Annotated in this window: 21 protein-coding genes; 6 read left to right on the top strand and 15 right to left on the bottom strand. The window is 61.6% G+C overall.

What is annotated here, in order from left to right; all coding sequences use genetic code 11:
• Window positions 1-232 precede the first annotated feature (232 nt).
• The 3 genes from H8B14_RS10065 (at window position 233) to H8B14_RS10055 (ending at window position 2,857) form a co-directional block, all read left to right on the top strand.
• The gene (locus H8B14_RS10065) at window positions 233-475 is read left to right on the top strand and encodes a hypothetical protein (protein WP_187315508.1); all 243 of its coding nucleotides are present in this window, start codon (window positions 233-235) and stop codon (window positions 473-475) included.
• A gap of 262 nt (window positions 476-737) precedes the next feature.
• On the top strand, window positions 738-1,640 hold the full coding sequence (locus tag H8B14_RS10060) for a histone deacetylase family protein (protein WP_187315507.1): 903 nt from the start codon (window positions 738-740) through the stop codon (window positions 1,638-1,640).
• 194 nt (window positions 1,641-1,834) lie between these two features.
• Entirely contained in the window at window positions 1,835-2,857 is a 1,023-nt protein-coding gene (locus H8B14_RS10055; RefSeq protein WP_187315506.1) for a J domain-containing protein, read from the top strand.
• Window positions 2,858-3,017: 160 nt separating this feature from the next.
• Here the strand turns inward: H8B14_RS10055 and H8B14_RS10050 are convergent, their stop codons facing one another.
• Window positions 3,018-3,899 (bottom strand): alpha/beta hydrolase, encoded by an 882-nt coding sequence (locus tag H8B14_RS10050; protein ID WP_187315505.1) that lies wholly within the window; start codon window positions 3,897-3,899, stop codon window positions 3,018-3,020.
• Between the two features lie 269 nt (window positions 3,900-4,168).
• Here H8B14_RS10050 and purU point away from each other — a divergent pair, with 269 nt between their 5' ends.
• Window positions 4,169-5,002: a formyltetrahydrofolate deformylase gene (gene purU, locus H8B14_RS10045; protein ID WP_187315504.1), complete on the top strand. Its 834-nt coding sequence runs from the start codon at window positions 4,169-4,171 to the stop codon at window positions 5,000-5,002.
• A 90-nt stretch (window positions 5,003-5,092) separates the two neighbouring features.
• On the opposite strand, the gene H8B14_RS10040 is transcribed toward purU, so the two are convergent.
• Together H8B14_RS10040 and H8B14_RS10035 are read right to left on the bottom strand one after the other, a co-directional pair.
• Window positions 5,093-5,434 carry a hypothetical protein gene (locus H8B14_RS10040; protein ID WP_187315503.1) on the bottom strand — a complete coding sequence of 114 codons (342 nt, stop codon included), beginning with the start codon at window positions 5,432-5,434 and terminating at the stop codon, window positions 5,093-5,095.
• A gap of 41 nt (window positions 5,435-5,475) precedes the next feature.
• Window positions 5,476-5,733 (bottom strand): hypothetical protein, encoded by a 258-nt coding sequence (locus tag H8B14_RS10035; RefSeq protein WP_187315502.1) that lies wholly within the window; start codon window positions 5,731-5,733, stop codon window positions 5,476-5,478.
• Between the two features lie 309 nt (window positions 5,734-6,042).
• Here H8B14_RS10035 and H8B14_RS10030 point away from each other — a divergent pair, with 309 nt between their 5' ends.
• Complete coding sequence (locus H8B14_RS10030; protein WP_187315501.1) at window positions 6,043-8,127, top strand: ExeM/NucH family extracellular endonuclease; 2,085 nt, start codon at window positions 6,043-6,045, stop codon at window positions 8,125-8,127.
• A gap of 100 nt (window positions 8,128-8,227) precedes the next feature.
• Here the strand turns inward: H8B14_RS10030 and H8B14_RS10025 are convergent, their stop codons facing one another.
• The 8 genes from H8B14_RS10025 to H8B14_RS09990 form a co-directional block, all read right to left on the bottom strand.
• Window positions 8,228-8,614 (bottom strand): DUF3037 domain-containing protein, encoded by a 387-nt coding sequence (locus H8B14_RS10025; RefSeq protein WP_187315941.1) that lies wholly within the window; start codon window positions 8,612-8,614, stop codon window positions 8,228-8,230.
• Window positions 8,592-9,386 (bottom strand): HipA family kinase, encoded by a 795-nt coding sequence (locus tag H8B14_RS10020; RefSeq protein WP_187315500.1) that lies wholly within the window; start codon window positions 9,384-9,386, stop codon window positions 8,592-8,594. The genes H8B14_RS10025 and H8B14_RS10020 overlap by 23 nt, the downstream gene beginning before the upstream one ends.
• Window positions 9,387-9,464: 78 nt before the next feature.
• A complete protein-coding gene (gene msrB / locus H8B14_RS10015) occupies window positions 9,465-9,938 on the bottom strand; it encodes a peptide-methionine (R)-S-oxide reductase MsrB (RefSeq protein ID WP_187315499.1) in 474 nt (157 codons plus the stop codon).
• A 162-nt stretch (window positions 9,939-10,100) separates the two neighbouring features.
• Window positions 10,101-11,423 (bottom strand): leucine-rich repeat-containing protein kinase family protein, encoded by a 1,323-nt coding sequence (locus tag H8B14_RS10010; RefSeq protein WP_187315498.1) that lies wholly within the window; start codon window positions 11,421-11,423, stop codon window positions 10,101-10,103.
• A gap of 186 nt (window positions 11,424-11,609) precedes the next feature.
• On the bottom strand, window positions 11,610-13,133 hold the full coding sequence (locus tag H8B14_RS10005) for an NCS1 family nucleobase:cation symporter-1 (RefSeq protein ID WP_187315497.1): 1,524 nt from the start codon (window positions 13,131-13,133) through the stop codon (window positions 11,610-11,612).
• Between the two features lie 201 nt (window positions 13,134-13,334).
• Window positions 13,335-14,930: a protein adenylyltransferase SelO gene (locus H8B14_RS10000; protein WP_187315496.1), complete on the bottom strand. Its 1,596-nt coding sequence runs from the start codon at window positions 14,928-14,930 to the stop codon at window positions 13,335-13,337.
• Window positions 14,931-15,118: 188 nt separating this feature from the next.
• The gene (locus tag H8B14_RS09995) at window positions 15,119-15,460 is read right to left on the bottom strand and encodes a DUF3140 domain-containing protein (RefSeq protein ID WP_187315495.1); all 342 of its coding nucleotides are present in this window, start codon (window positions 15,458-15,460) and stop codon (window positions 15,119-15,121) included.
• 112 nt (window positions 15,461-15,572) lie between these two features.
• Window positions 15,573-15,929 carry a cupin domain-containing protein gene (locus tag H8B14_RS09990; protein WP_222840580.1) on the bottom strand — a complete coding sequence of 119 codons (357 nt, stop codon included), beginning with the start codon at window positions 15,927-15,929 and terminating at the stop codon, window positions 15,573-15,575.
• A gap of 19 nt (window positions 15,930-15,948) precedes the next feature.
• Here H8B14_RS09990 and H8B14_RS09985 point away from each other — a divergent pair, with 19 nt between their 5' ends.
• Window positions 15,949-16,167, top strand: a complete 219-nt coding sequence (locus H8B14_RS09985) for a hypothetical protein (protein WP_187315494.1) — start codon at window positions 15,949-15,951, stop codon at window positions 16,165-16,167.
• A gap of 141 nt (window positions 16,168-16,308) precedes the next feature.
• Here H8B14_RS09985 and H8B14_RS09980 read toward each other — a convergent pair whose 3' ends face one another.
• The 4 genes from H8B14_RS09980 to H8B14_RS09965 all read right to left on the bottom strand — a co-directional run bounded on the left by H8B14_RS09980 (window position 16,309) and on the right by H8B14_RS09965 (window position 20,024).
• Window positions 16,309-16,659: a hypothetical protein gene (locus H8B14_RS09980; protein ID WP_187315493.1), complete on the bottom strand. Its 351-nt coding sequence runs from the start codon at window positions 16,657-16,659 to the stop codon at window positions 16,309-16,311.
• A gap of 389 nt (window positions 16,660-17,048) precedes the next feature.
• Window positions 17,049-18,056: an aspartate--ammonia ligase gene (asnA, locus tag H8B14_RS09975; RefSeq protein WP_187315492.1), complete on the bottom strand. Its 1,008-nt coding sequence runs from the start codon at window positions 18,054-18,056 to the stop codon at window positions 17,049-17,051.
• A gap of 446 nt (window positions 18,057-18,502) precedes the next feature.
• Window positions 18,503-19,213, bottom strand: coding sequence for a PD-(D/E)XK nuclease-like domain-containing protein (locus H8B14_RS21325; protein ID WP_187315491.1), 711 nt, complete (start codon window positions 19,211-19,213; stop codon window positions 18,503-18,505).
• 193 nt (window positions 19,214-19,406) lie between these two features.
• Window positions 19,407-20,024: a cyclase family protein gene (locus H8B14_RS09965; protein ID WP_187315490.1), complete on the bottom strand. Its 618-nt coding sequence runs from the start codon at window positions 20,022-20,024 to the stop codon at window positions 19,407-19,409.
• Between the last annotated feature and the right edge of the window lie 144 nt (window positions 20,025-20,168).

Raw genomic sequence — 20,168 nt, 5'->3', positions numbered from 1 at the left:
TATAATTTAGACATACTTTTCCTGTTTCGAATAAAAATTAATTTATTCGATTGAAAAATTAACATGAAAAAAGCCCGGCTTCTGGGGAGAGCCGGGCTTTTTCACGAAGGCATCAGACGGAAGTTATCCGCGTGAATATTTCGATAAAAAGTCCCGGCCGCACATATCCCACTCGCGGCGATTCTGCCGTTTACTCGGGAAGGATAGCGCAACGTAAGCAGCTGGCTGGTGCATGGCCGAAGGGGATAAGGGGTTGAAAAACAAACAACCCGAACCTTCTGGGTTCGGGTTGCGGAAGTGTCAGAGGGAATCTGCTACTGCTTCAGCTATACCGAACCACGGACGATGCACTTGGCTTCATCTGGTCTTGCTTAAAGGTGTAGTTGATGTGGCGCAGCATGAGGTTGTTGTTTTTGGTGTCACAAATATGAAAGGACTTTTTCTAGCCACCAAATTAATTGCTAAATTATTTTAATTATTTTTTCGATTCGTAATACTGCGGCTCAATACTTACCTACATATCATTAATAGACGCCGTGATTTTCCGACTACTGTAGAGACGAATATTTGCGTCTTGTTGTTGAATGACCGGTACTGCACCATTGTAACCGCATCATGTAAACAACATCAACGGCAAGACGCGAATACGCGTCTCTACACACGTTCTGGAGTTCTGAACAGCCGTCGGCCCAAGCCGCTATCATCCTCTGGCCTTGGGTTACGTACTTGGGCAGCATATGCCTCGTCTCGCCACTTCCGAACGCTACAGTATCACGCTGCCCCAGGGCCACCGCTTTCCGATTGCCAAATACGAACTGATTCGGGAGCAGCTGCTATGGCAGGGCATTGCGCCACCCACCGACTTCTACGACCCCGGCCTGGCCAGTGAAGAAGACATCCTGCGTGTGCACTCGGCCGACTATTGGCACCGTGTGCGCGACCTGCAACTAACACCCACCGAAGTGCGCCGCCTGGGCTTACCGCAAAGCCCGGAGTTGGTGCGGCGCTCGTTGAGCAGCGTGGCGGGCACTGTGCAGTCGGCCAGGGAGGCGCTGAGCACGGGCATTGGCATGAGCCTGGCCGGCGGTACCCACCACGCGTTCCGCGACCGGGGCGAAGGATTCTGCGTGCTCAACGACATTGCCGTGGCCGCCGCGCACTTGCTGCACCACGGCCTGGCACGGCAGGTGCTGGTGGTAGACCTCGACGTGCACCAGGGCGACGGCACGGCCAGTATTTTCCGGCACGAGCCGCGCGTGTTCACCTTTAGTATGCACGCCGGGGCCAACTATCCGCTGCGCAAGGAGCAGTCGGACCTGGATATTGCGCTGGACCTGGGCACCGACGACGCCACCTACTTACATCTGCTCCACGACACGCTGCCCGGCCTGCTGGCGCGCGTGCGGCCCGATTTTGTGTTTTTTCAGGCCGGAGTAGATGTGCTGGCCACCGATAAGCTGGGCAAGCTGGCCCTCACGCTCTCCGGCTGCCGCCAGCGCGACGAGTACGTGCTGGGCTTGTGCCAGCAGCACCGCTTGCCTGTGGCTGTGAGCATGGGCGGCGGTTACTCCGAGCGGCTTTCTGACATCGTGGACGCCCACTGCAACACGTTTCGGGTGGCGTATGAGGTATTTGGGTGATTTTGAGTGATGAGGTGAATGGTGACAAAGGGAACGTCATTCCGAGCGGAGCCGGGGAATCTCGCTAGTATGGTAAACAACAGCATGACAACGTCAGCGCGCGAGATTCCTCGGCTCCGCTCGGAATGACGTTCTTTCGTCACCTCATCAGGTCATTACCCCATCACCCCCATCACCTCCCCTACCTTTACACCATGAATCTGCACAACCCTGTTACTGATCTGCCTGCTGCTAATGCGTTGCCTGTACCCTCTTCCGGTGAGCCGATGGGCACACCGGCTCAGCAGGCGTTTCGGGCGGCGGTAGCGCAGGTGGAGGGGCTGCGGCAGCGCCTGCGGGAGCTGCAGGATGAGCAGAAAGAGGCCCGGCGGCGCTATTGGCAGCAGGTAGGCCCTGCAGCCCGGGCGGTAGTGGAAGCCCGGCAGGCACTGTTTGCACCACTGGAAGAAGCCTTGCTGCTGCGCTACTTCAGCCGCCTGGAAGAGCAGCAGATTACGGCATTGCTGATTGGCAATGCGCAGGCCCTGCAGAACCGCTTCGGTGAAGATGCCGCCGATATGCTGCGCAAATATGCACCCCGCCGCGCAGTTGATGCAGAGGACGACAGCCAACAACCCGAAGCCCCACCGGAGGCAACTTCTGAATCGGTAGATAGCCACCTGCCGCCGCACGAGCAGGCAGCAGCGCAGGCCCGCAACCGGCGCAGATCGAAGGCCGAGAAAGCGCAGGAAGCCATTGAAAAGGCAGCCCGCCAGGCGCAGCAGGAGTTGCTGTCGAACACCAAAACCTTGTACCGCCAGCTGGCCCGCACCCACCACCCTGACCTGCAGCGTGACCCGGCCGTGCAGCAACTCAAAACGGCCCTCATGCAGCGCATCACGGAGGCCTACGAAACCAATGACCTCTACACGCTGCTGCAGCTGCTCTCCGAAGCTACTCCCACCAACCCCACCGACGACACCTTGCTAGTGCAGTACACGCAGGCCCTGCAGCAGCAGCAACTGGAGCTTAAGCAGCAACTCAACGAGTTGAAATTCGGCGACAACGGCTTTATGGGCAGCACCGGCAAAAAGCGCGAGCAGGAAATTCGCCAACTCAAGCGCCAGCTGCGCGCCGAAACCGACTATCTGCACCACATCGGCCAGCTGATACGAGAGCCGGAGAGCCTGCGCGACGTTCTGCGCGAGCTGGCCGCCGCCGGCCACGATACGGTGTGAGGGCAATAATAGTGAAGCCATGATGGCACTGTCATCCTGAGCAGAGCGAAGGGCCTTCTCACGCCATAACGAGTCGTTGTTACGATGGTCGTTCAACTGCATAAGGTCCTTCGCCAGCGCAGGATGACACCTCCTCACCTGTCACCTCATCATCCCATCACTACCCCAGAAACGCCACTACCTGCTGCAGCACGGCCGGGTCGCGCATGATGCGGTTGTGGCCCAGGCCACTGGTTGGCTGGAATTCCAGCGCCGGCCAGCTGGCGGCAATGGCCTGGGCCTCGGCAAACGGGATACTGGCGTCGGCGTGGTCGTGGAGCAGCAGGGCGCGGCCGACGGGTAGCTGATGGCCCATGCGCAGCAAGCTGAAGCTCTCGGCGTCGCGGCCGTGCTGTTCGCGCACGTGGCGCCCGATGCGGGCCAGTACGGCCGGGCGCAACTGCAGCAACGCCGCGAAGCGCTGCGCTACCGCCGTCGTGCTGGCCGGCACCGCCAGCAGCACCAGCCGCGGCAGCTGCCCGCCCTGCGCCTCATTGAAGCGCACCGGAATGCCCGCCACGGCTGCCCCGCCGAAAGAGTGCGCCACCACCCCGTACACTGCGCCTACCGCATCGGCCACAGCCTGCACCGCCGCCCCAAATGCCGGCAGCGTAGTGCGCGTGCCCGGCGAAGCGCCGTGCGCCGGCCCATCCAGCGCCACCACCCGGAAGCCCGCTGCTACCAATGGCCTCACCATCGCGCCCCAGAAGCTGGCCCGGTGCTCCCAGCCATGCACCAGCAGCACCGTGCGCGCCCCGCCGGGGTTCCACTCATACGCCGCCACCCGGCTACCGCCGGCTGGCACCCAGAACTGCCGGGCCTGAGCCAGCGCCGCCGCTTCCCATTTTTTGGTTGGCAGCGGCCGGGGCGAAGTAAACAGAAGCCACGCCTGCCGAAACGCCCACTCCGTGGAAAGCGCCGACAGCAGCCGGAATTTCAAACGTATTAGCCCAATACCGGGCGGTAAGGGCGACGTAGTAGCCGCAGAAGTGGAAACAGGCATTACAGGAAATCAAGCAAACCGCCGGCAAGCTAGCGAACCGCCGCGCATTCGGAATCACGCAGCAAAGCCGAGCGACTGAACTCCACGACAAGCTGAGGCCCCACTGCAACCGGGCCGGGGCTTTTCTCATTCCCATAAAATCGTCAGGCTCCCCCTCTCCACGGGATACTGCGCATCGGGCAGTTGCGGGGCCGGGGGGTGAGGCCCCACCCGCGCAGTCTGCCAATCTATGCCTATCCTTGCGCCCGCCTTACCCCTGCCTGTCTGCTATGACCCACTACCTGCTCATCGACTGCCCCGACGCCCCCGGCCTGGTTTTCCGCATCACCGAAGTGCTCTACCGCCACGGCCTCAACATCCTGCGCAATGGCGAGTTCGTCGACCGCCACGACCAGCACTTCTTCATGCGCACCGAATTCGAGGGGCCCTGCGCCCCCGACGCCCTGCTCCCCGACCTGCGCGCTGTGCTGCCGCCCACCGCCCGCCTTCGCCTCCGCGACGACCAGCCCCGCCGCATTGTGCTGCTGGCCACCAAAGAGCACCACTGCCTCTCCGAGCTGCTGGTGCGCCACTTCTTCGGGCAGCTGCCAGCCCAGGTGCTGGGCGTCATCAGCAACCACAACAACCTGCGCGAGCTAACCGAGCGCCTTAACGTGCCCTACCACCACATCAGCGCCGAGGGCCTCTCCCGCGAAGCCCACGAAGCCGCCGTCCTCGCCCAGATTGAGCACTACCAGCCCGAGTTTGTGGTGCTGGCCCGCTACATGCGCATTCTGTCGCCGGAGTTTGTGGCGCACTTCCCCGAGCGGCTCATCAACATCCACCACAGCTTCCTGCCTGCCTTCATTGGGGCCAGCCCCTACGCGCAGGCCTACGCCCGCGGCGTGAAAAGCATCGGCGCCACCGCCCATTTCGTCACCGACCAGCTCGACCAGGGACCCATCATCACCCAAAGCGTCATCCCCACCGACCACACCCAAAGCGCCCTCGACATGGCCCAGGCCGGCCGCGACGTGGAAAAGCTGACGTTGGCCCGCGCCCTGTCCCTGGTTTTTCGCGAGCAGGTCTGCGTGCACCGCAACCGCACCATCGTCTTCGAGTAGCAGAGGCCGGCCACCCCGCCCCCACCCGCACACAGGTCCCCCGCCACCAGCCCGGAAGCAGCAGCGGGGGACCTGTGCGGTCAACGGATATTACCGCTGGCGGCGGTAGGGCAAAAACTGGTGCGGCTCGAACACCTCGGCCGTTGCGCCGATGCCCCCGTGGGCCACGTAGAACTCAGCTACCGCCGTTTCCAACCCCTGGGCATCATCCAGCGAAACGTCTTTAAACACGTCCTGCGCCGCCAGCGGAGCCGCCAGCGCACTCAGGCGGCAGCGGTTAACCCCCAACGGGTGCTCGATATAGAGCCGGCTGCCGTCCTGGGCCAGTTGGTCGTGCTGGTAGCGCCAGGCGTCGTTGAACAAGGGTCGGGTGGCACTGTGTGTCTGATCGAGGGGAGCAAAGCCCAGGCTTCGCAGGTAGATATCGTTCATGGCTCGTTGGGTATTGACGGATGATGGATGATTGTTGAGTACTACTCCTCTGCCGCCCAGTTCACCTGGCGCAGCAGCACACGAAACTCAGCTTCCGAGGCTAGCCGGCCCTGGAAGCTGTACAGCAGCTGGCCATTCACGTCTTCGAGCAGTGTTAGCTCGTCGTCATCGTAAAGCACAATGGTTTCGAGTCCGCAGGCGCTGGGCCGGCTGAACCGCGCCTGCCGGGGCGGCGAAGCAAAGCGCGTGAACCCCAGCGCGAGCAACAGCTCAGCCGAAGGCTGGTAGAAAGAAGACATGCGGGAGAAAGGAGATGGTCCGAAGCCGGAGCAATGGCTTGAAAGCCGTTGAGCGCAGGCCCGGCACCGATAGCTGCCACGCCTGAAACTGCCAGCGCCGAAGTATCCTTTGGCAGCAGTCCTGTAAGGTCGGCTTTTAAACTGACATTCTGTGAACTCCGTCAAATAAGACAAATAGCCACTGCCACCAAACTAGCCACGGCGTATGGAAGGCCGAAAGCTGGGAAGCGCAACTTTATGCAATTATTACGCGGCTAAATTATACTTTTAGTTTCTACTCACCATGTGCCACTCCCTGCTCTACGCTATATGCATTCTAGAATTTCTGGTTTTGCCGTCCTTGCTGTGCTCAGCGCGGCTACACTATTCAATCAGCCAGTGGCCGCACAGTCGGCTCCGGCTGCTACCCGTATCGGCACCATTCAGGGCGTGGGGCCGGCGGCTACGTCCGGCACCTACACTATCGAGGGCGTCGTGACGGGCGTGTATCCGGGCCTGAGCCCGGGCGGCTTCTACGTGCAGGAAGCCACTGCCGCCACCGACGGCAACCCCGCCACTTCCGACGCCCTCTACGTAGTGCAGCCCGACGCCCAGGTGAAAGTCGGCGACAATGTGCGCGTGACGGGCACCGTGCTGGAAAGCGCCGACGCGCCTTCCTACACCCAAGCCGTGCTGACGCAGCCCACCGTGGAAGTGCTGGCCGCCAACAGCCAGCTGCCCGACTTTGCTATGCTGCCTGCGGGCCAGTATTCTTCGGCCGACCTGGAGCGTTTCGAGGGCATGCGCGTGCAGTTTCCGGTGCCGCTCACGGTGGCCGACGTCTACAGCCTCAAGCAGCGCGGCGAGCTAATTCTCACCACCGGCGGCACGCTCTACCAGCCCACCCAGTTTATTGACCCCAACGACAACCCCGCCACCGGCACCACCAGCACCGGCACCAGCAACCTGGCCGCCGTCAATGCCTACCAGAAAGCAAACCTCGAACGGTCGTTGATTCTCGACGACGGTACCGCTGCCAAGCCCACCACTGCCCCCTTTCTTGCCCCCGCCCTGGGCACCGTGCGCGTGGGCAGCACCGTGGCGCGGCTGCGCGGCATCATGGGCTACAGCTACGGCAAATGGCGCATCCAGCCGCTGGCCGGAGTTGATGCGCCCGTGTTTGAGGTGCGCCGCCCGGCCGTGCCCACCTTCGGCCGCCTCGACCTGAAGATTGCCAGCTACAATGTGCTCAACTATTTCAACGGCGACGGCGCGGGCGGCGGCTACCCCACACCCCGCGGCGCCAAAACCGCCGAGGACTTTGCCCGGCAGCGCGCCAAAATCATTGCTGGCCTGGTGGCCATGAACGCCGACATCATCGGGCTGAGTGAGATGGAAAACGACGGTTTCGGACCGGAATCGGCAGTGCAGGACCTTGTGAACGGCCTCAACCAGGTGGCCGGCGCGGGCACCTATGCCTTTGTTAATGATGGCGGTGCCACCCAGCAGCCCAACAATACCGACGTTATCCGGTGCGCCATTCTCTACAAACCCGCCACCGTAGCGCCGCTGAAAGCCGCCATGGTGGCTACCGTGGCCGGCGTGTTCGAACGCCCGCCGCTGGCCCAGCTGTTCGTCACCCGCCGCGCCACCCGCCCCGACACGCTGGCACTGGTCGTCAACCACTTCAAGTCCAAGAGCAGCGGCAAGGGCATCGATGCCGACCAGAACGACGGCCAGGGCGGCTCCAATGACCGGCGCCGGGGCCAGGCCCGGGCTCTTGTGCAGTTTATCAATGGCACTGTGCGGCCCGCCGGCGCCCGCCGCGTTATCTGCATCGGCGACTACAACGCCAACTACGAAGAAGACCCCATTGACATTCTGCGGGCAGCCGGCCTGGTGGTCGTGACGCCGCCCACTAGCGCGTCCTACGTGTTCAAGGGCCTCACCGGCTCCCTCGACCACTGCATCGTAACGCCCAACCTGGTGGGTTTCATTGACGTGCACAAATGGAACATCAACTCCGGCGAGCCCAGCTTCCTGCAGTTCGACGTAGCCGGCGCCGACACCGATACCAAAAGCCCCTTCCGTTCCTCCGACCACGACCCGGTGCTGATTGGGGTGAATTTCCGGGGCCTCGCACCCGCCAATGCCAGCGCCTCACGCCTTTATATGTATCCCAATCCGGAAGGCGGCGCCCGCGCCTTTGCGCTACCACAGCTGCCTGCCAGCACTGGCCCGCTAGCCTTGGAAGTGGACCTGCCGCAGGGTGCACCCATGCTCCGCCTGCAGGGGCCGCAGGCGTTGCTGCAGGCGCAGCTTAACCGCGCCACCGCTCACCTGGCGCCCGGCCTCTATGTGCTGCGCATCAAAGGAAAAGGCGTAGATGCCACCCAGCGCGTGATGAAGCAATAAAGTCCACTGAAAACAGCTTCCGAAGCGGCGCTTCGTTTGCCCGGCATTCTCCTTATAGGTGTCGTCCGGCAAATAAAGCGCCGCTTCAGTCTGTTGGGTGCTAGCCTACCAACTGCCCGAAAAGATATTCCAGCGTAGCGGCGGGGTCGTGGCAGAGGCCGGGGTGCACGGCGGAGGTTTGCAGCACGGTGCTGCGCGTAGCCGTAAGCCAGCGGAACCGTTCAGCCACCCCAAACTGCCCGATAGGCCCGCCCTGGCGGCGGCCCTCACAGATCCGCGCAAAGGCCCCGAGGCGCGCCTGCAGCTCCTCCAAGTCGAGGTCGGGGCCGCCGAGGGCGCGCAGGCGGGCTTCGTCGAGGTGGAAGCGGCACTGCAGAAACCCCAGCGGGCGGCAGTACAGCACCACCCCGATGTTGCAGAATTCTTCCCGCTCTACGCGCGGTACCACGCGCAGCACGGCATACTCAAACAAGTGCTTCTCGGGCAGCATTGGCTTCCTGAACAAAGGTTTCTGATGCGGACAGCCGATTCTGGAGGAACTGCACATAGGCGTCCCGCTGCTGCCCGGCGGTGCGTTCCGGTTCCAGCAGCCACTCGTCGGGCACCAAGGCCACGATGGCGCGCAGCACCTCTGGCGTGAGGCGGGCACGGCCCTCGGCATCGACGGCGGCCAGTTCCGAAGCCTGGGGCAGCAGCACGTGGTCTTTCACCTGCGGAAAGGCGCGCGGCTTGGTTTGCTCGGCCCAGTTGGGGGCGGTGTGGTGCACGTAAAGGGCCGCGCCGTGGTCAATCAGCCACAGTTCTTTGTTCCAAAGCAGCAGGTTGGTGTTGCGGGCCGTGCGGTCCACGTTCAGCGTAAACGCATCAAGCCACACCACCTGCGAAGCCAGGCGCGAATCCACCGTCGTCACCAGCGGATCGAAGGTGCTGGCGCGGGCCAGGTAGTGCAGGGCCAAGTTGAGGCCGGTGCTGGCGCGCAGCAGATCCTGTATTTCCTCGTCGGGCTCGGTGCGGCCAAATGCTTCATCGAGGCGGATAAATACCAGCTCGGGCAGATTCAACCCCAGCGCGCGGGCCAGCTCACCCACAATTAGCTCGGCTACCAAAGCCTTGGGCCCCTGCCCCGCGCCGCGGAATTTCACCACGTACAGAAAGCCGTCGTCGGCTTCTACCAGTGCCGGCAAGGAGCCGCCTTCGCGGAGCGGGGTCACGTAGCGCGTCACGTCAACGGTTCTAAGCGAAAGGTCACTTGCCAGCATACAGCGTTGGGGGTCTAAGCGGGTTGGGGCGCAAAGGACGCACAAATGGCGCACAAAGTGGCGGGTTGAGGCAGCCTTTCAGTCGTCGGCTCCTGCAACAGGCGCTGCCGCCGGGGCCAGCACCAGGCTCACCGAGTTGATGCAGTAGCGCAAACCGGCCGGGGCCGGCCCATCGGGAAAGACGTGGCCGAGGTGGCCGCCGCACACGTTGCAGCGGACCTCAATGCGCTGCATGTGGTGGCTGTCGTCGGGGAGGTAGCGGATGGCGGCGGGCGTAGCGGGCTGCATGAAGCTGGGCCAGCCGGAAATAGCGTGGTACTTGGTGGCCGAGTCGAAGAGCAGGCTGTGGCAGCCGGCGCAGTGGTAGTGGCCGGGTTCGTAGGCGCGGCAGTAGGCGTTGCGGTAGGGCGGCTCAGTGGCGCGGCCCCGCAGCACGGCGTATTGGGCGGGCGTTAGGCGCTGCTGCCACTCGGTTTCAGTGTGCTCCACCCGCCGCGGCGGCTCGGGGTTGGCGTAGCGGGCAAAAATCAGCACATCTTTCCAGCGCAGCATGATATGGGGTGATGGTTGAGTGCTGAGTGTTGAACCTCCCGGTCCGACAGCGGTAGCTGTCCGACCGGTTGCCGCGGGCTGACGTTAGTACGACGTTGTTTGAGCGGCGCATACGGCAACCGGTCAGACGGCTACCGCCGTCGGATCGGAGTGTGCACTGCTTTACTGTAACTCACTCAGCGCCGCCGCTAGTTCAGCAAACAGCGGCCGGCGCGTTACTGCCGGCTGCAGGCACTGGTCGCGGAGCTGCTGCAGACGCTGCAGTGTGGCATCATCGGTAGGCGCGGTGCAGTGGGCCATCATTTCTTCCAGCAAACACCCGAAAGCCCGCGCCTCCAGCTGCTGCAGTTGCCGCGCCGCAGCCGCCTGGGGCGCGAAGAAACAGGCCGCGCCGAAGTCGCTGAGCAGAGCTGCGCCGGTGCTGGTATGCAGGATGTTGTGGGCGTATAGGTCGCCGTGCAGGATGCCGCGGCTGTGCAGGTGCGCCACGGCCGACGCAATGCCGTGCGTGAGGCGCAGCACGGCCGGCAGCGTGAACGTGGTGCCGGGCGCGTACACGTCGCGGGTGCAGGTGGCGAAGCTAGGCGGGCCGGCCAGGTTAGTAAACTCCGGCGGAATCAGCTCCAGCACCAGCCCTTCGGCGCCGGCCGGGTGGCCCGTGAGACGCCCATCCACGGGCACCAGATTAGCGTGGCGACCCGCGCTGATGCAGGCCACCATTTCGCTGTGCGTCAGGCCGTCACTCGTTACGGCACCTTTGAACACTTTCACGGCTACTTCCCGAGCCAACTGCGCGCCGCCCGGCTGCCAGCGGGCCTGCGAAATCACGCCGGAAGCGCCTTCGCCCAGCTGCCGGCCCAGCGTCAGGGTGTCCCAGGCAATGCTGCCGATGGGGTGCTGCGCCAAAGCCGCTGCTTCGGCAGCCTCGCTGAACGGATTGCCCGCATAAGCCAGCCACGACAAGCGCGGCAGCGCCAACAGCCACTCCGGCAACCCGGCAAGGCGGTTAGCGGCCAGCCGCAACAGCTCCAGATTGGTGCACCGGGCCAGAGTTTCAGGCAGCTCCATGAGGTGGTTGCCGGCCAGCATCAGCTTCTGCAGGTGCTGGCAGTTGCCGATTTCAAGCGGCAGGGCTTCCAGTTGATTGTCGGTGAGGATCAGCCACTGCAGCGCCGGCGGCAGCGCCGCGCCGGGCAGCGTACGAATTTGGTTGGCTTTGAACCCAATCATGCTCAGCTGCGGGCATTCGCCCAGCACTTCGGGTACGCTCGTGAATTGGTTGTCGGAGCAGAACAGGATGCGCAGATGGCGCAGGCGGCTGAAATCCGGAGGCAGCGCTGTTAGCGCGTTGCCCGACAGGTTGAGAACTTCCAGCGTTTCAGCCAGCGTGAAAATCTCGCGGGGAAACTCGGTCAGGTTCTCTGAGAGGTCGAGGCGCCGGACGCCGGCCAGTTGGCCGCGGCGCAGCTCTTCAAGGGTATGCATGCCCCAAAGGTCGGCAATGCGGCAGGAACAAATAGCCGAAATTCCCCCTGTCTAGCGCAGGTCCAACCGACAGCCCGTTGGATTTCGGCTGCCTGTCGTGCTACCAGTTCGGCGAATCGAAGACGAAACAACGTCAGCCAACAGCAAACGGTCGGAGGCCTACAGCGTCGGACCGGCGCTGGTGTTCTACCCAACAAGCTTCTCCCCGACCCCAACCGATACCAACGGCGCGGGGGTTGCAGGCTGTGCCTGCAGCCGCATCAGCAGCACATACAGCCCACCCGCCAGACCAAACCCTACAAACCAGGCGTAGCTATAGAGCCCTGATAGCCAGGGCCAAACAGTGCCGGGCGCCACCGCACCTACAGCCTGCAGAAAGCCCGGAATGTTGGGGGCAATGCCAACCGCCAGCGCCACCATAGCCGCGTAGTTGATGCCGTTGCGGTAGGTGTAGCGGCCCTGTCGGCGGTAGAGGTCGGGCACGTCCAGTTGCTGATGCCGAAGCAGGTAGTAGTCGGCAATCATGATGCCGCCGATGGGCCCCAGCAGCGCCGAATAGCCCACCAGCCACGTAAAAATGTAGCCGGAAGGGTCGGCAATCAGCTTCCATGGAAAAATCAGCAGGCCAATAACGCCCGTGATGTAGCCGCCGGTTTTGAAGCTGATACGGGCCGGTGAAAGGTTGGCGAAGTCGTTGGCGGGGCTGACGATGTTGGCGGCAATGTTGGTAGCCAGCGTGGAAAGCGCCACGGCCAGCATGGCCACGCTCACCAGCACCCGGCTTTCAAACCGCCCGGCCAGCACCACTGGGTCCCAGATGGTTTGGCCGTAGATAACGAGCGTGGCCGACGTAACTACCACGCCCACAAATGAAAACAGCGTCATGGACGTGGGCAGTCCGAGGGCCTGGCCCAGCACCTGGGCCCGCTGGCTCACGGCGTAGCGCGTGAAGTCGGGGATGTTGAGCGACAACGTGGCCCAGAAACCTACCATGCCGGTGAGTGAGGGGAAGAATAACGCCCAAAACTCGGCCGACGACGCAAACTTATCGGGCTGCGCCAGGATAGGACCCAGCCCGTTGCCGGCCGCAATGGCCCACCACAGCAGCGCCACGGCCGCCAGCGGCAGGAAAAACGCCTTGAACACCAGCAGCTTCCGGATGCTGTCTACGCCCAGATACACCACGTACATATTCAGCGCCCAGAACAGCACAAACGTAATGGCCGGGCCCGTAGCCAGCCCCCAGTTGGCCGGAAACACCGTGGGCAGCTGCCTTAGGCCCGGCAACCACAGCACCGCCATCTGATAGAGGGCATACCCACCAATCCAGGTCTGGATACCAAACCAGCCGCAGGCAATGATGGCTCGCAACAGGGCCGGCACGTTGGCCCCGCGCACCCCAAAGCTGGCGCGCGCAAACACCGGAAACGGAATGCCATACTTGGCCCCGGCGTGGCCGTTGAGCAGCATGGGCACCAGCACTACCGTATTGCCGAGAAAGATGGTCAGCAGGGCCTGCCACCAGTTCATGCCGCCCTCAATCAGGGAGCTGGCCAGCATGTATGTGGGAATGCACAAGCTCATGCTGATCCAGAGGGCCGCGTAGTTGGCGGTGGTCCAGGTGCGGCCGGCGGCCGGAGTTGGGGCCAGATCTTCGCTGATCAGTCCTTCGGCCTGGGCGTCGGATAGTGGTTGAGAGGCAGAGTGCATAGCAGTGGCGCGCTGGTTGACAAGACGCCAGGTAAGCTAGCAGTAAAAACCAGAAATTCAGCTTTCTACTCTCCGTGCTCTGCAGCCTTTCTATACTGCTACGGGGTAGCACCCGGCGCCTCTCTGGCTATCCGTGGTGCTACCCCGTGGCAGATTCATTCCGGTGGCGGCTTGGTGAGGCGACGCAGCAGGCATGTACGCTCAGGAACTGCACGACAGCGTGGCACTGCCGGGTTTGTCGCGGGCCCACTCGGGCCGTTTGGCCGCCAGGTCGTCGTGGCCGGGCTGCTCGGTGAAAGGGGTTTTAAGGACTTGCTGCAGCCGGTGCAATGGCACCAGGTCACCGGCTTCTGCTGCTTCGATAACCTGCTGGGCCAGGTAGTTGCGCAACACGTATTTGGGGTTGGCAGCCAGCATATTTTCCCGGATTGCGGCCGGCTCAGGAATTTCCTGGCGCAGGCGCTGCACATACTGCGCCAGCCACGCCCGCAGCAGTGCGTGCTCGGCGGTGTTGGGCGCGGTGTAGCAGGCATCCGTCAGCAGCGTATCGGTGGCTTCCTGCTCATTGCCTTGCAGCAAAGCTGGCACGGCCTCAGACAAGCCCCGGAAAAACAACGTCATGTCTGCCTCAGCAGCTTGCAGGGCGGCCGGCAGGGCTTCCAGCAGCGCGTAGTCTGGTTCGGAAAGTGTGGCCAGGCCGAGTTTGCGGGCCATCAGCTGGCGGTAGGTGGCGTTGAAGGTGGCGGCGTACTCATCCAGCAACGGGCGCAATACCTGCGGGTCGGGCAGCAGCGGCCCCAGGGCCTGGGCCAGCGCCATCAGGTTCCAGAGCCCTATCCGGGGCTGCTGCCCAAAGGCGTAGCGCCGGCCGCCGAAGTCGGTGGTGTTGGGCGTCCAGTCGGGGTCGTAGGGTTCCAGCCAGCCGTAGGGGCCGTAGTCGATAGTGAGGCCCAGGATGCTCATGTTGTCGGTGTTGAGCACGCCGTGCACGAAGCCCACCGACTGCCAGTGCGCCACCATTACGGCCGTGCGGCGGCACACCTCGACAAACCAGCGCACATACACCTCCGGCGAGGGCGCGCCCAGCTCCGGGAAATACCGCCGAAGTACGTAATCGGCCAGAGCCTGCAGGTTGTCGATTTCGCCGAGGGCAGCCAGCAGCTGAAAGCTACCGAAGCGCACAAACGTGGGCGCCACCCGCGCCACCACAGCGCCGGGCTCGGGTCGGGCGTTGCCATCGTAGAACATGTCGCGCACCACCTGGTCACCGGTGGCGGCTAGGCTGAGGGCGCGGGTGGTGGGCACGCCCAGGTGATGCATGGCTTCCGAGCACAGAAACTCCCGCACCGAGGAGCGCAGCACCGCCCGGCCATCGGCGCGGCGCGAGTAAGGCGTGGGGCCCGCTCCTTTCAGCTGCAATTCCCACGGCGTGCCATCGGTGGCGGTCAGCTCGCCCAAGCTCATGGCCCGGCCGTCGCCGAGCTGGCCGGCCCAGCTGCCAAACTGGTGTCCGCCGTAGCGCGCCGCGAAGGGCTTCATAGTTTCCGTGACGAGGTTGCCGGCCAGTATATCAGCCCCAGGGCCGCGCTCTGGAGGCCGCGCCACGCCCAGAAACGCCGCCATTTCCTCGGACCACGCCAGCAGGTGCGGATCAGGAACGACGGTAGGCGCCGTGCGCGAATAGTGGTAGCCGGGAACTTGGCGGGGGCTGTTATCGAGCAGCTTGTCGCCACGCAGCTCGTCTACAAAGGAATTATGGAAGGTGGCCTGGTGGAGTGGAACAGCGGAAATAGTCATAGCAAAATCAGAAAACAGAAGCGAAAACCAGAGAACAACGGCAGTTTATAGCAGCCCTCTGTGTACGGCTCCCGCCGGGATAGGCTGCCTCTCAGCGGGCACTTTACGCGGGCTACTCCTGCCAGCACAAAAAAAGCCGCCACCCAAAGGTGGCGGCTTTCCGGGCAGCAGTGCCTTTCGGCAACCAACTACTTCTTCAGTGGGTCGTGGCCCCAGTTCATCAGCGAATAGCGCCAGCGTGACGTTTCTACGTCTTTTTTGTCGTGGGGGCCTTGGGCCGAATGGCGGCTTATGTAGCTGTGCACTTTGTGCATGTGCTCTTCGTCGGCCTCGGTCAGCTCATCTTTCTTTTTGCGCAGAATTTTCACAATCTGCTCGCCGGAGTGGTGGCCGATGCTGCTACCATCGCCGCTGTCCTGGCCTACGGATTTCGACTCCTCAGTTTTCAGCCACTTTTCCAGTTCAGTGGCAGTCATGTTTACGTCTTTCTTGAAATCGGCGTGAATGTCGTTGGAGGCGGTGGCAGCCATAGGAATGCAGTAAAATAGGTGAAATGGTTGCTGATTGTACTATCCGGCCGGATATTGGTTGCCACACGATTTTGGCTTTGCCGCCACAGCCCACTACACCATGGCGCAGCGGCTACCGCCCCGCTAGCCCCAGACGTTGCACGGTTTCACCCTCAAAGTCGAACTCAATAAGTACAGCGGGCTCCTCACCTATCACCCAGCCGTCGTGGCCGGGCGCAATGGCCACCACCTGCGGGGCCACGAACTGCTCTACTTGCCCATCGGCGTACTGGATATGAAACTCGCCCCGGGCCAGAAACCCTACGTGCGCGTGCTGGCACAGCGCGGTGCCCACCACCGGCTGCATGTCCTTCGACCACCGGAAGCCCACCGGATATACCACCCGCTTCACCCGCGCGGCGCCGGTGCGCACCATGTCGATGGCAACGCTGCCCACCACCCGGTGGTCGGCGTCTTTTATAGGGCCCATAAGAGAATCTGGCTGTGACATGGCACGTTGGAAGTTAGAGGTGGTGGATAAAGCCAAAACAAGAAAAGAACAAAGCGCCTCTGGTGCACCCGGCAGCTTCTCTCCAGATGAAGATACTTACTTGCAAAGAGAACCAAGCAAAGCGGCCAACGGGCTGCGCCTCCGGCTTTCTTCTGGCCAGCTTATAGTGAAAGCGAAAAAGCACACCCTTCCAAGACTGCTGAAAAAGCTAGGCTAGCGGGAGAATACTCTTTTGGCCGGAAAAAGCCACTACGGTGCACCTGCCCCAACACCATAAGTCAGCTGGCACCAAAACACCAGCCCCCGTATCAGATTGATGCGGGGGCTGGTGTTTCATTATGCACTTCAGAAAAGGAATTTATTGTCCCAGTATTCCGCCGGGAAAACGCTTTAGCACAGGTGCCGGCTCTCGGCGGCGGTTTCCGTAGCCGTAGCCATCGTTACGGCGGTTTTGCTCGTCACGGGAGTAGCGGCCGTCGCGCTGGCACTTGTCGTCACGGCGGTTGTCGTAGTCGCGGCGGTCCTGGTACTTCTTGTCTTTGTCCTTCTTGCCGTAGCGCTTATCCTTTTTGGAGCCTTTGTCGTGGTCATGGTCACGCTCATACTTCCGTTCCCAACGGTCGTCATCGGAACGGGAGGCGAAAGGCGCGGCGGTGGCGGAAGTGGCCAGCAGTACCGCGGCAGCAAATGAGAGCAGCAGCGTTTTCATAGGGAATGGGCTAAGAGATGAATGCCGTTTGGACGACGCCTCCAGACAAAAGCCGCAGCCACTGCCAAGCGTCTGACGAGGCTTTGGCAAGCATGGTGCCAATGTGGTTTCCAGCAACTTGAAGCCGCTCGCCAGACAGACCGCCAAACGCTATTTGAAGCTGCTGTATGCGCATTGGATGCTGGTGGGCATCTGGTGTTCAAAAGGAAACCAAATAGCCGAAACAATGCTCCTGGCCATAAAAAAAAGCGGAGAAGCTCCGGCCGCCAAGCCCGCTTCTCCGCTTCGCTGTTGGAGGTAGCGAACCTATGCTAGTTTCCGGAACGATACACGTTTGGCTCCGGCAGGCGCCGCCCGCATACCGTCCCGAAAACCGTTTTCAGGGTGCCTTATAGCAGCCCTATCCCAGCCCCCGCCAGTTCGGTGCGCACAGCCTCCGGCCAGATGCTCACCTGCACTTCGCCGATGTGGCCTTTGCGCAGCATAAACATGCACACACGGCTCTGCCCAATGCCGCCGCCAATGCTCTGTGGTAGCTCATCTTTCAGCAGCCGCGCATGGAACGACAGTTCCTGCCGGTCTTCACAGCCGCGCAACGCCAGCTGGCGCACCAGCGCGTGCTTATCCACCCGAATACCCATCGACGATACCTCGAACGATGTTTGCAGAACGGGATGCCAGAGCAGAATATCGCCGTTGAGGCCGCGGTAGCCGTCGGCGGTTTCGGTGCTCCAGTCGTCGTAGTCGGGGGCGCGGCCGTCGTGGGCCTCCCCGTGGCTTAGCTCGCCGCCGATGCCCACCAGAAACACTGCGCCGTACTGCTTCACCACCTCATGCTCACGCTCCTTGGGCGTCAGGGTCGGATACTGGCGCAGCAGGTCTTCGGCGTGCACAAAGGTGATTTTGGCTGGCAGCACCGGCGAAATCTCCGGGTACGTTTCGGCCACGCGGGCTTCGGTGGTGCGTAGCGCCTCGTAGATGCGCTCCACGGTGGCGTGCAGAAATTCCGGTGTGCGCTGCTCCGCGCTGATGTGCTTTTCCCAGTCCCACTGATCTACATAGATGGAATGGATAGGCGAGTAATCCTCGTCGGGGCGCAGGGCGCGCATGTCGGTGAGCAGGCCACGGCCGGCCTCAATGCCAAGTTCCTGCAGGCGCACCCGTTTCCATTTGGCCAGCGAGTGCACCACTACGGCGCGGCGCTCGTCCAGCGCCTTGATGGGAAAGCCAACCGCCCGCTCAATCCCGTTCAGGTCGTCGTTGATGCCAGTGCCATCGAGCACGGCAATTGGCGAGGATACTTTCACCAGGTGCAGCTGCGACGACAATTCCTTGGCAAAGGCGTCTTTTACAAAGCTGATGGCTTCTTCGGTTTTGAGCATTTCGTGGGCAGTCATGACGTGTTTTTATTTAAATGGTGTGAGTGTTTTTTATTTAAAAAAGGCACGCAGTTTTCAGCCTCCCCGACGGGAGTTTTTAATTTTCAGAAATTAAGCGTGCCAGAAAATTATGACACCAGCTTGATCAGCTACATCAGGCAATCGGTACGGCAGGCACAAAAAAAAGCCTTCCGAGTGAGGGAAGGCTGCTTAAAAAATCAACTGCTGATTTTTATATCTCTAATGGAGCAATAGCCTTCCAGTCTCGAATCTGATTATTATTCGAGTTATTATTAGGAAGATTATTGCAGAAGAAGCGCATGACGGGGTGTCGTTTTTCGTTCGATGTATGCAAGTATAAAAATCAATATTATCAACTCCTACATTATTGATAATTAATTTTCATTTTCAGCGCAATTACTTCTTATAATACTATCTACCTTCTTAATTTTCTATTAATAGCCCTATTCATGGCCTAGAAGTGTGTCGCGCACTTCGCGCACGGCTCCGGCTACTGAGGCTGGCACCGCCGACTCGGGCTGTAGCAGCTTCAGCAGCCGCAGATACTTGGCACGGCCCTCCGAGAGCATAAAGCGCGGCACCTCATACACGAACAGATTGAAAGGCTCCACTTTCTGCACGCCTACCAGCACAAACCGGTCGGCGCGGAGGGCATCGGCGTAGAAGGCGGCCTGCCGGTCGTAGTCATAGCCGCTGCACTGCGCCACAAAATGCTGGTGGTCGTGGGCAAGTGTGGTTTTGAAGTCGATGACCGTATATGGCTCGCCTGGCTGATCTACCACAAGGTCGGCGCGGAGCTTACACAGCGTACCCGTAACGGGCTCTGTGAAGATGCAGCTGGGCTCGGCAATACCGGTTTCCAGCCATTTGCTGACCTGAGGATTCAGCTGAACGCCCTCCACCATCCACCACACCAGCGTATCGTTGATGCCGGGCAAGCCAGGCTCATAGAGGTCGGGCTCCAGCAGAGCCGTATGGAAAGCAGTTCCCAAACCCAGCGCGCCGCTGGCCGAAGCAGGCCGTGGCGACCGGCCGTTCAGGGCGTCGCGCAGGCGCGAGAGGTCGGAATTAGCAATGGCGGGCAGAGCGCGGTAGTCGTCGTAGGGAACACGCAGCAAATCAGGCCGCGGGGCAGTAGCAGAAGAATCAGTCACGGCAATAGAACAGCGAAACCTACAAAAAGGCTCCGGGTGGGGCAGGTTAGAAAGAAGCAGTATAGGGGTTTTTACGGTAGCGAACGACGGATGGGTTAAAGAAATTCGTGGCGAGCTTGCCTCTGAATACTGCTGCCCCGCTACCCTGGCACAAGCCCGGCATGATGGCTCATAGCGGGCTGCTATGCTGGCTTCACGCTATCCGACGGGCAATTACTCGGGCGGGAGCACCATCGGCCCCTTCGATTTTGAGGGGCAGGCAAATAAGGTCGTAGCGGCCGGCGGTGGCGTACTGCAAGGCCAAGCCTTCAATGATGCTAATGCCGGCATCGAGCAGCGCATGGTGCGTATCGGCGGACCCAACAGAAAGGTAATCAACCCCTACACACACAACGCCCTGGTCGCGAAGCCACTCGGCGGCATCGGCACGGAGGCGCACGAAACCGGGGTCGAAAGGCTGCGTGGCCCAGTTGTGGCGGGAGTTGCGGGTTTTGAACAGCACCCGGTCGTGGGGCTGCAGCGGCAGGCGCTCTACATCGGCCAGCGTGATAAATCGTTCGTCGTCGGTTTCTACCAGCAATGCCGGTCCTATAAGAGTGCTCAAGTCCAGCTCCGTCACGTCGGCGCCATCGGGCAGGAAGTGGCGCGGGGCATCCACGTGGGTGCCCGTGTGCACGCTAAGGCTCATTTCCGTGACGTTGGCCGCGGCGCCTTCGGCCATGCTCAGCGTTTTGCGGATGCGCACCGGAGCATTATCGGGCCAGTAGGCCATGCTGTCGGAAATGGTGGTCGTGAAGTCAAGCCAGGACATAGTTTTTAGGGATTATGAAGGAGGGCTTGGGGCTTAGAAAATAGGTATTCGGGCTTAGGAAATAGAGTTAAGCCTGAATAGAACTCGGCCTGGAAAGTGAAACCTTGAGTTTCTTCATTCCCAAGCCCTATTCCCGAGGCCCTA

The organism is Hymenobacter puniceus, from assembly GCF_014333525.1.
Taxonomy (GTDB): Bacteria; Bacteroidota; Bacteroidia; order Cytophagales; family Hymenobacteraceae; genus Hymenobacter.
Note: the sequence above shows the minus strand (reverse complement) of the source record. Positions and strands in the feature narration are given on the sequence as shown.

Excerpts from the sequence above, each read along its gene's own strand:
- H8B14_RS10065 (WP_187315508.1), top strand. The coding sequence starts at position 233 with ATGGCCGAAGGGGATAAGGGGTTGAAAAACAAACAACCCGAACCTTCT.
- H8B14_RS10060 (WP_187315507.1), top strand. The coding sequence starts at position 738 with ATGCCTCGTCTCGCCACTTCCGAACGCTACAGTATCACGCTGCCCCAG.
- H8B14_RS10055 (WP_187315506.1), top strand. The coding sequence starts at position 1,835 with ATGAATCTGCACAACCCTGTTACTGATCTGCCTGCTGCTAATGCGTTG.
- H8B14_RS10050 (WP_187315505.1), bottom strand. The coding sequence starts at position 3,899 with ATGCCTGTTTCCACTTCTGCGGCTACTACGTCGCCCTTACCGCCCGGT.
- purU (WP_187315504.1), top strand. The coding sequence starts at position 4,169 with ATGACCCACTACCTGCTCATCGACTGCCCCGACGCCCCCGGCCTGGTT.
- H8B14_RS10040 (WP_187315503.1), bottom strand. The coding sequence starts at position 5,434 with ATGAACGATATCTACCTGCGAAGCCTGGGCTTTGCTCCCCTCGATCAG.
- H8B14_RS10035 (WP_187315502.1), bottom strand. The coding sequence starts at position 5,733 with ATGTCTTCTTTCTACCAGCCTTCGGCTGAGCTGTTGCTCGCGCTGGGG.
- H8B14_RS10030 (WP_187315501.1), top strand. The coding sequence starts at position 6,043 with ATGCATTCTAGAATTTCTGGTTTTGCCGTCCTTGCTGTGCTCAGCGCG.
- H8B14_RS10020 (WP_187315500.1), bottom strand. The coding sequence starts at position 9,386 with ATGCTGGCAAGTGACCTTTCGCTTAGAACCGTTGACGTGACGCGCTAC.
- msrB (WP_187315499.1), bottom strand. The coding sequence starts at position 9,938 with ATGCTGCGCTGGAAAGATGTGCTGATTTTTGCCCGCTACGCCAACCCC.
- H8B14_RS10010 (WP_187315498.1), bottom strand. The coding sequence starts at position 11,423 with ATGCATACCCTTGAAGAGCTGCGCCGCGGCCAACTGGCCGGCGTCCGG.
- H8B14_RS10005 (WP_187315497.1), bottom strand. The coding sequence starts at position 13,133 with ATGCACTCTGCCTCTCAACCACTATCCGACGCCCAGGCCGAAGGACTG.
- H8B14_RS10000 (WP_187315496.1), bottom strand. The coding sequence starts at position 14,930 with ATGACTATTTCCGCTGTTCCACTCCACCAGGCCACCTTCCATAATTCC.
- H8B14_RS09995 (WP_187315495.1), bottom strand. The coding sequence starts at position 15,460 with ATGGCTGCCACCGCCTCCAACGACATTCACGCCGATTTCAAGAAAGAC.
- H8B14_RS09990 (WP_222840580.1), bottom strand. The coding sequence starts at position 15,929 with ATGGGCCCTATAAAAGACGCCGACCACCGGGTGGTGGGCAGCGTTGCC.
- H8B14_RS09985 (WP_187315494.1), top strand. The coding sequence starts at position 15,949 with ATGGCACGTTGGAAGTTAGAGGTGGTGGATAAAGCCAAAACAAGAAAA.
- H8B14_RS09980 (WP_187315493.1), bottom strand. The coding sequence starts at position 16,659 with ATGAAAACGCTGCTGCTCTCATTTGCTGCCGCGGTACTGCTGGCCACT.
- asnA (WP_187315492.1), bottom strand. The coding sequence starts at position 18,056 with ATGACTGCCCACGAAATGCTCAAAACCGAAGAAGCCATCAGCTTTGTA.
- H8B14_RS09965 (WP_187315490.1), bottom strand. The coding sequence starts at position 20,024 with ATGTCCTGGCTTGACTTCACGACCACCATTTCCGACAGCATGGCCTAC.